At 53.9% G+C, this 14,324-nt stretch carries 11 protein-coding genes; 7 read left to right on the top strand and 4 right to left on the bottom strand.

Features of this window, described 5'->3' with window-relative positions:
- Positions 1-15 precede the first annotated feature (15 nt).
- On the bottom strand, positions 16-945 hold the full coding sequence (locus Pla22_RS06095) for an AAA family ATPase (protein ID WP_242632022.1): 930 nt from the start codon (positions 943-945) through the stop codon (positions 16-18).
- Between the two features lie 312 nt (positions 946-1,257).
- Here Pla22_RS06095 and Pla22_RS06090 point away from each other — a divergent pair, with 312 nt between their 5' ends.
- Positions 1,258-2,064, top strand: coding sequence for a tRNA (5-methylaminomethyl-2-thiouridine)(34)-methyltransferase MnmD (locus Pla22_RS06090; RefSeq protein WP_146513821.1), 807 nt, complete (start codon positions 1,258-1,260; stop codon positions 2,062-2,064).
- Here the strand turns inward: Pla22_RS06090 and Pla22_RS06085 are convergent.
- Positions 2,033-3,364: a hypothetical protein gene (locus Pla22_RS06085; RefSeq protein ID WP_146513820.1), complete on the bottom strand. Its 1,332-nt coding sequence runs from the start codon at positions 3,362-3,364 to the stop codon at positions 2,033-2,035. The genes Pla22_RS06090 and Pla22_RS06085 overlap by 32 nt on opposite strands.
- A 278-nt stretch (positions 3,365-3,642) precedes the next feature.
- On the opposite strand from Pla22_RS06085, the gene Pla22_RS06080 reads away from it, so the two are divergent.
- The 5 genes from Pla22_RS06080 (at position 3,643) to Pla22_RS06060 (ending at position 9,746) form a co-directional block, all read left to right on the top strand.
- Complete coding sequence (locus tag Pla22_RS06080; protein WP_165440538.1) at positions 3,643-4,476, top strand: alpha/beta hydrolase; 834 nt, start codon at positions 3,643-3,645, stop codon at positions 4,474-4,476.
- 118 nt (positions 4,477-4,594) lie between these two features.
- Positions 4,595-5,290 (top strand): PAQR family membrane homeostasis protein TrhA, encoded by a 696-nt coding sequence (gene trhA, locus Pla22_RS06075; protein WP_165440537.1) that lies wholly within the window; start codon positions 4,595-4,597, stop codon positions 5,288-5,290.
- Between the two features lie 203 nt (positions 5,291-5,493).
- Positions 5,494-6,135: a hypothetical protein gene (locus Pla22_RS06070; RefSeq protein ID WP_242631829.1), complete on the top strand. Its 642-nt coding sequence runs from the start codon at positions 5,494-5,496 to the stop codon at positions 6,133-6,135.
- A gap of 271 nt (positions 6,136-6,406) precedes the next feature.
- Positions 6,407-8,794, top strand: a complete 2,388-nt coding sequence (locus Pla22_RS06065) for a ribonuclease E domain-containing protein (RefSeq protein ID WP_146515262.1) — start codon at positions 6,407-6,409, stop codon at positions 8,792-8,794.
- A gap of 136 nt (positions 8,795-8,930) precedes the next feature.
- On the top strand, positions 8,931-9,746 hold the full coding sequence (locus tag Pla22_RS06060) for a hypothetical protein (protein ID WP_146513817.1): 816 nt from the start codon (positions 8,931-8,933) through the stop codon (positions 9,744-9,746).
- Here Pla22_RS06060 and mutS read toward each other — a convergent pair.
- The gene (mutS, locus tag Pla22_RS06055; protein ID WP_146513816.1) at positions 9,720-12,350 is read right to left on the bottom strand and encodes a DNA mismatch repair protein MutS; all 2,631 of its coding nucleotides are present in this window, start codon (positions 12,348-12,350) and stop codon (positions 9,720-9,722) included. The two genes, Pla22_RS06060 and mutS, sit on opposite strands and share 27 nt — an antisense overlap.
- A 127-nt stretch (positions 12,351-12,477) precedes the next feature.
- Positions 12,478-13,212, bottom strand: coding sequence for an NIPSNAP family protein (locus Pla22_RS06050; protein WP_146515261.1), 735 nt, complete (start codon positions 13,210-13,212; stop codon positions 12,478-12,480).
- Between the two features lie 347 nt (positions 13,213-13,559).
- Here Pla22_RS06050 and Pla22_RS06045 point away from each other — a divergent pair, with 347 nt between their 5' ends.
- Positions 13,560-14,312, top strand: a complete 753-nt coding sequence (locus Pla22_RS06045) for a TerC family protein (RefSeq protein WP_146515260.1) — start codon at positions 13,560-13,562, stop codon at positions 14,310-14,312.
- Positions 14,313-14,324: the final 12 nt, after the last annotated feature.

Below are 14,324 nucleotides of genomic sequence, written 5' to 3'. Positions count from 1 at the left end.
AGGTTGGTGGCGAAACTAAACTGGAATTTCCGTACGTTGAATGATCTCGGTGATGATCTTTCGGCACTCTTCATTGGTGCCCGACCCTGAACGTGTCGACATCCGATGCGACATCGCTGGTCCCGCCAGCATTTGCACATCGTCGGGAATGACAAACGAACGCCCCTGCAACACGGCTCGTGACTTCGCAGCTCGCAAGAGCATCTTCGACCCTCGCGGGCTGCAACCAACGCGGATTCTGGAATCGTGACGCGTTGCATCCGCGATCGCAACGATGTACGACGCAACTTTACGATCGACCTTGACCTGCTTGACGGCTGTTTGCAACGTCAGCAAGTCGTCGCGGCTCATCAGGGGCTGCAAGGGTGCAGGCGAATCGCCCAAGTCGCCATCTCCACGACCGTCATCGTCAACAAGTAAATCAATCTCGCTATTGGTGTCCGGATAGTCCATGGAAAGACGCAGCAAGAATCGGTCAAGTTGCGATTCGGGAAGCGGGAATGTTCCTTCGAAGCCACTAGGGTTCTGCGTTGCGATCACCAGGAACGGTTGCCTTAAATCGTATTGATGTCCTTCGATGGTGACCTGCAGTTCGGCCATTGCTTCCAACAACGCACTTTGCGTTCGCGGTGAAGCTCGATTGATTTCATCAGCAATCAACAGGTCACAAAAAATCGGGCCCGGGCGAAACTCGAACTCACCAGTCGATGGCTTAAAGATCGAGCCACCCAAAATGTCCGCAGGCAAAAGATCTGGCGTACATTGCACGCGAGCGAACTTCAGATCGATCAATGACGCCAATGACTTCGCAAGCGTGGTTTTCCCCACTCCGGGTACATCCTCAAGCAAAACAGACCCGCCGGCCAACATCGAAGTCAACACTAAGTCGATTACATCAACCTTGCCGCGAATGATCGTTTGCAAACGCTCGCGGACGAGATTCAACTTCTTGAACGATGTATCAAAGGAATTTTCTTGTGAATCGACTTTAGATACATTGGTGCCAGGGAGCGAAGTGCCAACGGCGGTGTTACCAGCAACCGTATGAGACGAAAAATGCGATTCAGATAGCTCCGTCGCAGCCTCGGTAGCACTGCCATCAATCGTGCCCGACTCATCGGACTGGTTTCGTGTGTACACGCGGATCTTCCTGGGTGCGAACGGTAGAGAAGATAAAAGAAGAGAAGAGACCACGGGAGTGAAACGAGATCCCGACTGCAGTTTAAGCTGCCAGGCAACCTTCGGGCGAATTCGCGAATGAATCAAATACCTATTCGACCAACATATCCGTCGCGCCATCCCGCGCTCAAGGTCCTGGTTACAGACGATGGCAGCCGGACATTGGTGGATCCAGACACGCAGATCGCCTTCCACAGTGGGTGCGGTGCGATTGCCGAAACTAGGCATGTGTACCTGAACAATTCGATGGTCGCCACGCGTTTAGGCTTGCAAAAACCCACTCAAGTGCTGGAATTTGGCCTGGGAACCGGGATGGCAATGTTCATGACGCTGGACGTTGCGATGTCCCATAATGCCCCACTGACGTACGTCGCCATCGACCGGGACTGGCTATCGGCCGACGTGTTGCCCGCGTTAATCCTTGATCAAAGTCTCGCGAAGAAGGACTTGGTCCAGCAATACTCGCGGTGGCGATCGAGCATCAGTGATTGGACGACTGGTCAAAGGCACGTTTGGCACGTCGATGATAAGTGCCGAATCGATATCGTGATTGACGACTTCGCGATTGCCGTCTCGTCGCTTGTTTCTTCCAACGAACGTTTCGAAGCGATTTACTTTGACCCCTTCGATCCAGCGGAAAGTCCTGAAGCGTGGACGCCCGCGATCACTGATGCCGCGAACGAATTACTCACCGACGACGGCTACCTGACCACTTACTGCGTCAACCGGAACGTTCGCGACACATTCGCCCAGTCCGGGTTCGATGTTTATCGCGTTCCGGGACCGCACGGTGGAAAACGACAAGTCATGGTGGCCAGCAAAACCAAGCTTGGTTCCGTGGGAAACGCGAACCTTAAGTCGAAGGCTTGGCCACCGGTGGATTGATGTCCGCTGGATTCGCGACTTGGTCAATCCACGTGATAGCGAAGGGAACATTCGTCAAACGACGTCTCGCTTCCTCAGAATCTCGGACAAAGACTCGGACATCCTTCACATCAAGATCGTTGAGTTCGATCGTCTCACGCGAACGCCATTCTTTTTCTTGTCGCCAGACTTGTGAATTGCCAATGGGATGAAAGCGATACCGGTCGTGCTCTGCAATGAGTTTGCGTTCTGGTGCTCGGCCATAGATGACCGGTTCCATACCCAGCGCAAGAGCAGCATTCATGCGGATGGCGATGCCGTAGGGTTCATAATCCCAACGGCTCAGGTGTGAACGAAAGCAGCGCCGCGAAAGGATTTCATTCAAGCTAACGGCCGTGAAGCAAACGACCGGATACAGTTTTGCACTCGTGACCGCCGATGCCGTTAAACGTCCAGTCCGCAAGATTCGAATGAGTGCGTCGAGCGGCCCACGCCGGATGGCTTCGGCAGTACCTAAGATGACTTGATCTCGATACTGGGACTCGGTTTCGTCGGGCCAAGGCCCGCGTCGCCCACGGGTGCAGTGGATCAACCACTCACCGACCGTATCAGCCCACGGTTCCAACGTCCCTTTTACTACGAGGTTTGCCCCCTGACTCGCTGCGCGGTTGGAACCCAGACTTTCTGAACGATCGGGCTGCGTTCCATTTGGCGAATACCACCCGACCGCTCCTGCGGCTAGCAAGCCAGCGCCAGCGCATTTCCCTTCGCCCGAAATCACCACTCGGACGTCACCGTTTCGACTCGCTCTTAAACGCTCTTCAATGGAAGCGGCAATTGTCCCGCCTGTGCGAACGTACACAGCGTCAAGTCGATCGACGACACCAATCAAACACTGGTCACGATTGAGATCGCCAGGTTTCCTTAGCCCCAAATGCACTTCGGCGTCACAACAGCCCGAGAAATCCAATGTTCTGGCCTGTGCATCGGAGGACACACAAACACATTTCGCTTCGCAGCACACACGAATGAGGTCGGCGCCCCACAGCTCCGCAGCGCGAGTCGCCCATGATTCAATCGCAGAGCCTTTGGCAATCACCAGGACAGCGTTTCGGGACCGGGCGTCAAGAATGCAGCGACTAAGAAAGCGACAAACACGTTGATGCAATTCGCCATCGTGCCCCAGTCTACTACTGGTGATGCCGAGCCAAGGCCGCTGCGTCGAAAGCCAGCCCTTGGGATCGTCAACCACTATTTCTTTGCCCCATTCCTTGTCCAACGCAAGGATTCGCCCTCGTCGCTCCAATTCATGCTTTGACATGACGTCCCCCCGGACGATCGCGTGCTTCGCTTCAAATGTTCGCAGCCAATAGTTTATCTCAATTGGTTAAGTCGGTGGGTTGCGTGCCTTCCGTGGTGCTACCAACAATAAGAGAGCGTACGAGACCCAACCGAAACTCCTATGTTTGAGCCCACCTAATGCTATCCCACCGAAATCGATTCCCTGCCTTCGTACTCATGCTTGGTGCTTGCTGCTTCGGCAGTGTGAGAGCCGATCAACCGTCCACGGCAAACAGTCAAACCGAACCAAAGGCCGACATGGTCATTCCGATTTGGCCTGATTCGCCGCCTCAATGGAATGCACCTACGGAAGCTGAAAAAGACACTTCGGGCCCCGACGGTCGCAATGTTGCCGGGCGAAGCGTGATTCGGCTCGGGAACGTTTCCGTTCCTCAATTGCACGTTTACATCCCTCAACACGGTTCCAGCGATACCATCGTGTTGATTGCCCCCGGCGGAGGCTACAACATCCTTGCCTGGGATTTGGAAGGCACCGAGATCGCTCAGTGGCTCAACGAGATCGGAGTGGCCGCGGCGGTCTTGAAGTATCGAGTGCCCACCAAACGCGAGGAAGTCAAATGGCTTGCTCCCGTTCAAGACATTCAACGCAGTATCAGCCTGGTCCGTAGTGGACAAATTTCAGGAGTTCAAGCCAAGACGGTGGGCGTATTAGGATTTTCGGCAGGCGGCAACGCTTCGGCGAGAGCAGCATTCTCAGAAACGCGACACTATGAACCGATCGATTCGTCTGATGAAGTTTCGATACGACCCGACTTTGGCGTTTTAATCTATCCGGCGTGGCTTAACCGCGAAGGCACAACTGATTTGATTGATGAGCTAAGCGTTAACGAAAACACTCCACCGATGTTTCTTGCTCATGCCGCCGATGACAATGTTAGCGCGCTCAGCAGTGTGGCAATTTACACGGCACTTCACCAAAATAAGGTTCCCGCTTCGCTTCATGTCTTCGGTAGTGGTGGTCATGGATTTGGTGGACGCACCGATGGCAAACCGACTGACGCTTGGCCAGATTTGTGTGCGACTTGGTTGCGAAGTCGTGGTTGGGCACGACCGGTTGCGATCGCGCCATAGTTGCCGTACTTGAAAAGAGGCGTAAGCTTCCAGCCTGCGATTTCAACATTCCAGGCTGGAAGTTAGTTCAATCGCCATCAAATCAACTGTATTCGCAACGCCTTCACGAAAGCTACCTGTGCCGACCGACCAAGCCTCTCCCTTGATCGAACTTGAACGAGTAGACGAATTTGGCGAACCACCATGGCAAGCCGGCCAAGAGTGGGCCAATGCGATCACGCACGGCATCGCGGCAATTGCGACACTGGTTCTGGGCTATTTCCTGGTACTGCGAGCGCAGCAGGAAAGCACGGGAATGGCCATCGCTTGTGCCGCGTACATTGCCTCGGTTTTTGGGACGTTTTTCTTCTCGACGCTTTCTCATTTGGTTAAACCCAGCCCGCTGTTGAACGTGTTGCGATCTTGGGACCAAGCCATGATCTACGCGATGATTTCGGGCACTTACACCCCCATCGTTTATCGGTTTGCCACTGATGGCACCCGCACGTGGTTGCTGTGGGCGATTTGGATTGCCGCGGGTGCTGGCTTCTTTCACAAGGTCGCGATGAAGCACCGAGTCAATTCAAGCGGAACCATCTCGTACCTATTGTTGGGTTGGCTACCTGCGATCCCGCTGTTCGGACAAGTTCCCTCGGTGGTGGTGACCTGGATGTTCATCGGCGGAATCTTCTACACGCTTGGGGTCGTACTATTAGTGAACGATCGCAAAGTCCGTTACCTGCACGCCGGTTGGCACCTGATGGTGATGACCGCGGCGTTCTCTCATTACTGGACGATCTTCAACCACGTCGCGCCAGCCACATTGACGCCGTAGCCTCTACCACGGGAATCGTCGGGCTGTACAAGCTATGCCGACTATAACGCCCCCTCTCTGGAATATTGCTCGATCACGATCGCATTCGTGTCAGCGAGGTTGGACTGCGAACTAGTGTCGAATCCATCGAAGGCAGAGTCTTGCCATCGTTCGAAACATCCATGTTTGAAAACCGCAGTTCTCACCTTACAGAGAGTCTACCTATGAAATCGTTGTTTTCCCTCCGCAGTTGCGTTGCCGCACTCGCCATTGCAGCCCTGACGGTCAGCAATGTTTCGGCTCAAGAAGAAGCGAAGAAAGAAATTCCAAAGGCGAAGCCTGTCGCTCGCGCTACTTCAAGTGCCAAAGCACCAGCCGTTCGTCCTTTAAGCGTTGCCGTTGATTTGCTCAGCAAAACGCGCCTCGAAGGCACACTGACCGACACCACGACACTTGAAATGCAAACTTCGTTCGGCGGAGCCAGCATTCCACTTTCAGAAGTTGCCGGCATCCGCTTTGCTTCGGCCGAGAACGCCAGCACCACCGTCGTGATGCTAAACGGTGACTCGATCACCGGTGCGACCGATGTCAAGCTGGTCACTGTCGATACCGAATGGGGCACCGCCACCATCAATGGCAGCAACATTGCCTCGATCATGTTTGTTCCTGGATTGGACTGGAATCCAGCATCGGGCCTCAATGGCAAGCGTTGGAACTTGGTCAACCAGAAGGTCGAAGAGAAGGCCCCAGCCCCTCGCAGCACCACAACTCGTAGCTCGGCCACCCGAAGCACCACTGGCACACCCATCACTAACCAAGGCTACCCCACCAACATCCAGCCTGGTCAGGTGTTCCGAACTCGGTAACTTCAAAACCGCATAGAAAACCGGGTGAAATGGCAAAAAAAGCCACCTTTCATCCTCGATCAATCACTTCAATCGGCAGGCCAAAACGGCCTGCCGATTTTTTTTTGGAATCGGACCTGAACAAAGTTGTATTACGATCCCTTTGTTCTAGTATCGGTTAACCGCTCGGGGGATGCGGAGGCTGGAGCACGTATTTAGCACGGGCCAAAGCACATCTCATATTCTTTCTGTCCCCTCGAGGAGGATTTCTACTGTGAAGTGGATTTCAAAAATGTTCTACGCGTCGGCATTCGTGCTGACCACTGCTAGCGTTAGCGCAGCAGGCAATTGCAATTGCGCCCCCTGTTCAAGCGGATCGGGTGCATGCATCGGCGGCGGCGCTGGCCTTTCGGCTAGCTCTGGCGTTGTTCTTGGAAGCGACAGCGGTTACGGCAGTGGTGCTTTGGGTGCTGGTGGAGCTTGTGGTCCATCGGTTTCCTACGAGACCCGCACTGTGATGCGTTCGCAAATGGTCACCGAGACTCGCGAAGTTCCTGTGACTAGCTATCAGCAAGAGACTCGTACTCGCATGCGAAGTGTCACTCGACAAGTCGCTCGAGTCGAAACTCGTGAGCAGCAGTACACGGTCAACGTGCCGCAGACTCAAACTCGCACCGAAGAGTACACCGTTCAGGTTGCTGTTCCTTACACCGAGGAAGTTCCTTACACGGTACAGGTTCCTGTGACGACGCAAGTCGAACAGTCCTACCAAGTTTCGGTTCCTTACACCGAGCAAGTCGCTCAAACGTACACGGTGCAGGTTCCTCAGACGTCGCAAGTCGAACAGACTTACACCGTTTGCGTTCCTTACACCGAAACGATGACTCAAGACTACACCGTGACGGTTCCTTACACCGAGCAAGTTGAGCAAGCTTATACGGTGCAAGTTCCAGTTCAGCAAACTCGCGAAGAAAGCTACACCGTTAGCGTTCCTTACACCGAGAACGTTGAGCAAACCTACACGGTTCAAGTTCCTGTGACCTCGAGTCGCACCGAGTCGTATCAAGTGAGCGTTCCTTACACCGAAGAAGTTGCGCAGAACTACACGGTTCAGGTTCCTTACACCGAAACGATGACGCAAACCTATAACGTCAACGTTCCTTACACCGAAACGATTGAACAACCGTATTCGGTAACGGTTCCTTACACCGAGCAAGTAACTCAGAACTACACCGTTCAAGTTCCTTACACCGAGCAAGTCGCTCAAAACTACACTGTCCGAGTTCCTGTCCAAGAACAACGCACCGCTTACCGTACCGTTAGCAAGCGAGTTCCTGTGACAACCATGCGAACAGTGACCCGCGACGCAGGCAGTTACCAAACGGTTGCTGTTACCAGTGGCGGCACCAGCAGCGGTAGCGCATACGGTGGCGGCAGTGCTCGCCGTGGCGTTCTCGGCGGACTACTGGGTGGAGTTCTCGGTTGCAAAGGCGGCCACGGTTGTGGCAGTGGTTGCGGTGGCGGATCGAGCTGTGGATCGTCCTGCGACAGTTGCGGCGGATGCGAATCAAGCTGTGGCTGTGCTCCAGTCGTTTCGTGCCCAACGGTTTGCTACAAGAAAGTGTGGTGCCCGAACTTGGTAACCGAACAGGTTCCTTGCACGACGTACCAAGTCCAGTGTGAGCAAGTTCCTTACACTTACACCGTGACCAGCTACACGACCCAAACGCAAACGCGAATGGTTCCTGTAACCCGCACTCGTAGCGAAACTCGTAGCCGTACCGTCAACGTGACCAAGTACACCACCGAGCAACGCACCCGTGCCGTTGAAGTCCAACGCTGCCGTACCGAGCAACGTACTCGTGACTACACCGTCACCAAGTACCGCACCGAAACTCGTACCCGTATGGTTGCTGTTCAACGTTGCCGCACGGAAACTCGCACCCGCGAAGTTCCTGTGACCACGATGACCACGCAAACCCGCACGCGTATGGTTCCAGTGACTCGCACTCGCACCGAAACTCGTACTCGTACGGTTCCTTACACCGTCATGAATACCGAGACTCGTACGCGAACGGTCAATGTTCAACGAACACGCCAAGAAACGCGTACTCGTACGTACCAAGTGCAAAAGACTCGTCAAGAGACTCGCACTCGAACGGTTCCTGTTACCACGATGACGACAGAAACTCGTACTCGCATGGTGCCAGTAACTCGCACTCGCTTGGAAACTCGCACTCGCATGGTTCCACAAACAACCATGACGACCGAGCAACGTACCCGTACGGTTCAACGCACTCGCATGGAATCGCAAACGCGAAGCCGTCAAGTGAACTTCACCGTCAACGTTCCTGAAACTCGTACTCGTTCGTACAATGTTACCGTTTACGATAACGTTACCGAAGAAGTACCAGAGACCTACACCGTGTGCGTTCCTGTTCAATCGACTCGCACCGTTCAGGTTCAGGTCTGCAAGCAAGTTCCGACGACCGTCACGGTCCCGGTCTACGGCAACGCAGCACCAGCCATCATGTCAGCTCCTGCTGGCACCGAAGGTTACAGCGAAGGCGGAATCATCAGTGACGGCGGCAGCTATGGTGGCGAAGTCATCATGGACAGCGGTTACAGCGAAGGTGCTGTAATGGAAACCGGCGCTGGCTGCACTAGCTGCGGCAACTAGTTTTGCTCTCCCATGTCGTTTTCGACATGAGGAACATGAAAGCCCCGCAGTGTGAAAACGCTGCGGGGCTTTCTTTATGTACGGACCGAAAGTAGCTTGAATGAATCGTTTGCTGCTTTGATCCGTCGAGGACACTGTGACGCCAACTCCCACTCCCCATCAAGTGGATTCCTTCGCCATAGGTCGCAACTGGTGGTGGATGCCCATATTCATCGCATTCGTCCAAGTGCTGGCGACCGGAATGGTTCAACTGGTTTCGGACTTCCACGGTGAGAAAGCCATCGACTGGTGGGTCTTGGCGATCTTGTTTTTCGCTGGCCCGACGGTCGGTGCAATCCTGATATCACCGGGCTGCCGATGCCCTCAATGCTTTACCGCAGTCGCGTCTTGCTTGTTCGGTTTTTTGGTTTTTCGACTGTTCGATAACGTCACCAGCGCGTTTTTTATCCTTTCCATCGGACTGGCCGTGATTTTGTCGGCGTGGATGCGCTGGACACGGACGCCACCTTACCGAATACGTCCCAGCCGCCGAAGTGGAAACGCAAGCATGTCGATTCGATGGCTACTGGTGTTCACCGCAATCATGGCGGCACTGATCACGGGGCTTCGCACTCTTAACCTCAATGGAGAATTGCCACGCATCATTGGCATGTTCTTGCCGTCGTGCTTTGCGATGGCACTTGGATCGTGGCTTGCAGCTTCTGGTAGCGCCCAAACGCGTTGGCTAGTGGTTGCTTTAGGATTCGTTCTGCTGACGCTTGCCTATCTGGCTCAAACGTATGCGATCACGCTAGGCATCGACACTTACCTGCCGCACTGGTTCATGCAACTTGATGACAAAGAAGTACGGCTTTTATTGGTGGCACCGGCAGCGACTTTGGTCATCACGACCACAATCCATCGCTGCCAAGTTCAGGTCAATCTCTTAGGTCGCCGCTGCCGATCGAAGTGACTGCTTGGCCGATTGCAAAAATTGCAACGCCTCGATTGGAGTCATCGAATCAATGTCCAGCTTGTCGACTTCGCCAATCAAAGGATGGTCCGCAAACCCAAACAAAGTCATTTGATATTGACCGCTCGTGGAAGCGCCCGGCGATTGAATCGTAGGACGATCCAGTGCATCCCGGTGGTCGGCTTCCAACTGAGCCAACACATCCTTGGCCCGTTCATTAACCGATAGCGGAATACCCGCCAGCCGCGCCACATGGATACCGTAGCTCTTGTCGGCACCTCCGCGGACGATTCGGTGCAAGAAAATCACTTCGTCGTTCCATTCCTTAACTGCCACATTCAGGTTTGCGACGCGAGGCAGGGTTTCTTCAAGTTGTGTCAACTCGTGATAGTGTGTGGCGAACAAAGTTCGGCAGCCAATTTGCTCGTGCAGATGTTCGGTGATCGCCCAAGCCAGCGACAAACCGTCGTAGGTGCTCGTCCCGCGTCCGATCTCGTCCAAGATCACGAGGCTTCGCGAAGTTGCCGTATTCAAGATCCTGGCCGTTTCAACCATCTCGACCATGAACGTACTTTGGCCGCGGCTGAGCTCGTCACTAGCACCCACGCGAGCAAAGATGCGATCAGCGATGCCGATCTCAGCCTTCTTTGCTGGAACGAAAGAACCAGCCTGGGCCATCAAAGTCAGCAAAGCGACCTGGCGAATATACGTGCTCTTACCGGCCATGTTCGGACCGGTAATCAACTGAATCATGCCAGCCTCTGGTGATTGAATACAGTCATTGGGCACGAACTCACCTTGGGGCAACGTCACGTCCAAGACCGGGTGGCGACCTTCTTCAATGCGCAGAACCGAATCCTCAGTCAGCACGGGACGCGTCCAGCCTCGGGTTGCTGCGATTTCGGCTTGCGATGCCAGCACATCAAGCTCGGCCATCGCCGTGGCGACCTCCTGTAGCGTCGACAAATGATTGTGAGTCATCGTGCGAAGCTGCATGAACAGGTGCTGTTCACGCATCGATGCATTGTCGTCCGCAGCTAATACTTTCTCTTCGTATTCCTTCAACTCCGGTGTGATGTACCGTTCGCAATTCTTAAGGGTTTGCTTGCGAATAAAGAAATCGGGAACCCGATCTTTATGAGAGTTGGTGACTTCTAAGTAGAAGCCGAAGACCTTGTTGTATCCCACCTTGATGTTGGGGATACCGGTCTCGTCCATTTGAGTTTTCTGATACGCCGCAATCCACTGCTTGCCGCCTTTGGCGAGTGCTCGCAATGTGTCGAGTTCCTCGTCGTAGCCTTCGCGAATGAAGTTGCCTTCCGATGCATTGATCGGACATTCATCCGACAACGCCTTTTCAAGCCGAGAACGCAGTTCCGGACAAAGGTGCAGGTGGGCTTCCACGAACGCCAATCTTTCACTTTTGCGATCCGTCAATCGAGCCTTTAGCGCCGGCAGATTGGCCAGCGTTTGTGCGACTTGAACAAGGTCACGAGGTCCCGTTCGTTGTGTTGCAATCCGTGCCATCAAACGGGTCAAGTCAAAAACCCGCTTGAGCGTATCACGAATGTCTGCTCTTAATTTGGCATCGTTTACCAGTTCGCTAATTGCATCGAGCCGAGACTCAATCGCATCGCGTTCAATGAGCGGAGCGGCAATCCAATCGCCCAACAATCGTGACCCCATTGATGTGCATGTCCGATCAATCACCCCCAGTAGCGATCCTTCACGGGATCCACTGCGGATCGTGCGAGTGATTTCAAGACTGCGTCGTGTCGCGGCATCGATTTGCAGGAAGTTCGTGCGGCGGTGCGATGCGATGGACCGGAAGTGAGTCAGCTCTCTGCGTTGAGTTTCTTGCAGGTAGGTCAATACCGCGCCGGCGGCACGAAGGGAAGCTTTATCGTCATCCTCGAAGCCAAAGCCATCTAAGCTTTGCACCGAAAACTGCTTGCACAACGTTTCCTTGGCCGTGTCTTCGGCAAACGACCATGCTGGACGCGAGGTCCACGCCCAAGGTGCGGTCGTGTCCGGCGAGAAGTGCGAATCATCTTCACGATAGAGCACTTCGGCAGGGCCAATTCGAGCCAATTCATCTTCGATACGAGCGACGTCGAACGTGCCCGCTTCGAAACGTCCACTTGAAAGTTCTGCCCAGGCGATTCCGGCAAGAGTTTTGGGAGTCCCTTTGGTCTTGCCTGACTTCTTGTCGTGGATCAAACACACCGCAGCGACGTAGTTGGATTCGCGAGGGTCAAGCAGCCCGTCGTCAGTCAGTGTCCCAGCGCTAACAACGCGGGTGACCTCGCGTTTGACGAGCCCCTTGGCAGTCTTGGGGTCTTCCATCTGTTCGCAAACGGCCGCTCGATAGCCGGCGCGGATAAGCTTATGCAGATACCCATCGAGCTGATGGTGCGGAAATCCCGCCATCGCCGTCGGGTTGTCGCTGTCCTTATCCCGGCTAGTCAGCGTTAATCCGAGGATCCCCGCCGCGACTTTTGCGTCGTCCAAGAACAGTTCGTAGAAGTCACCCATGCGAAAAAACAGCAGTGCGTCGCCGCAGGCTGCCTTCGCTTCGTGATATTGTTTCATCATCGGAGTCATGGCGAAAATCCTACCGCTGCGGATGACCAGGGGACAGTCCGCAGAGCAAGATTTTTAATATCCGATGGGGGCAATCACGCACGATCATGCCGGCAAGGCAAAGTGTGCCACCCAACCGTCGATCGGGCTAAATCTGCGAGTAATTCGTCGGCACCAAAACAAACTTGTCGATTCGGCTGACGGTCCCTTGATACTTTGGCACGACGCTAAGGACCTTCCAATCCGCGTGCTCTCGGAACTTAACCCAAGATTCCAGCCGCTCCTCTTCGTTGGGGTAGAGCGTCAAGTAGGTCAAGTTAGGCGTTTGCGGGCCGATAACCGCCTGGCCAATGAAGATTGGAATGATTCCACAATCCAAAAAGATAGGAACTTCACCTTCGTTGAACATCTCCACTTTGAGGTTACCTAATCTCTCATTCGCGCTTTCATAGACTCGCAATTCAAATACGCGATCCGCATTGGCGGTCGCCCCCTCCGGAACCACTAACTTTTTCATGCAGTCCATCGCGACTAGCAATTCGCTTTGCACACGAGCGTAGGCGGGTGACTTGGGTTCACGACTTAAGAACTCATTTGCGGCCTTTTGATAGTCGGCATCTGCGGAAACTTTCTCATTCATCGTCACGAGTGCGTCTGGCGAATCAATAGGAATTACCACCACGAACCGCTGACTGCCGGTTTCGTCGCTGGGGGCATTCTTAAAAACGCCTACCGGTCCAATGTCTTGGCGAGCGAGCGCCGGCAATAATGCGGTTTCGAGATACTTATCAACCGCCGCAGCATCACCGTTTTCGCCTAGCACGTAGCTGCGGACTTCGTACATTTGAGATCCAGACTCAGCGCGAGCGGACGTAGGCAACATTGCGGGTATCAAACCCAAGACAAGCAGCAGGGATGCGAATCGATTCACTGTAAATCTCGTGGCAAAGGGGAAGCAGGGTGGGAAGTTGTTCGTGGACCGCTGGTGGTCGCTGGCAATCTCGAACATCATACTCGTTCGTCGACTCTTGATCACACGATCGTAGATGCTGGATCCTTGCAATTTTCTTGAGTAATGGAATATCTGCCATGCTAAACCTACTCGATGCCGCCGAACTGGTTGCGTTTGTCCCTTGGATGCTGGCTGAAACGGCCGCAGCCGAAACCGCGATCGAGGTCGCCAAACCTGTGGAAAGTTTGCTGTCGATCCCGGGTTTGTTGACGTTGGGAATGCTCGTTCTGCTGCAGATCGTGCTCGGCTTCGACAACCTGCTTTACATCTCTATCGAGAGCAAACGTGTTGCCGAAGAATCACAATCGAAGGTTCGCAGGATCGGGATTAGCCTAGCCATCGTGTTCCGGATCGTATTGCTATTTCTATTGGTGAAGATGGTCGAGAAGCTGCAATCAGCATTCTTTGAATATGACTCGGAATACTTCACCGCAGCGATCAATGGGCACAGTTTGATCGTGCTTGGTGGCGGTGCGTTCATTCTTTGGACCGCGATCAAAGAAATCTACCACATGCTGTCAGTACCCGAGATTGATCACGAAGGGGAGGGCGGTCCCACCGGCTCGGTAGCCAAAGCAATCACGATGATCGTGGTAATGAACTTAGTCTTTTCGTTTGACTCTATCCTTAGCGCGATGGCATTGACCAAAAACCTTTGGATCATGGCGACCGCCGTAGTTATCAGCGGAGTCTTGATGATCGTGCTATCTGACCACGTTGCAGAGTTCTTAAAGAAGAATCGGATGTACGAAGTCCTCGGACTGTTCATCCTATTCATTGTCGGTGTGATGTTGGTCAGCGAAGGCGGACACCTCGCTCACTTAGAATTCTTTGGCCATGAAATCACCGCCATGCAAAAGAGCACGTTCTACTTCGTACTTTCCGTGCTAATCATCGTCGATATCGTTCAATCTCGATACCAAAAGAAGCTATTAGCAGCTCAAGAAGCGAGAGCAAGCAAAGCAGCCTGAATTGCCGATTCG

The sequence above is a fragment of the Rubripirellula amarantea genome (assembly GCF_007859865.1).
Classification (GTDB): domain Bacteria; phylum Planctomycetota; class Planctomycetia; order Pirellulales; family Pirellulaceae; genus Rubripirellula; species Rubripirellula amarantea.
Note: the sequence above shows the minus strand (reverse complement) of the source record. Positions and strands in the feature narration are given on the sequence as shown.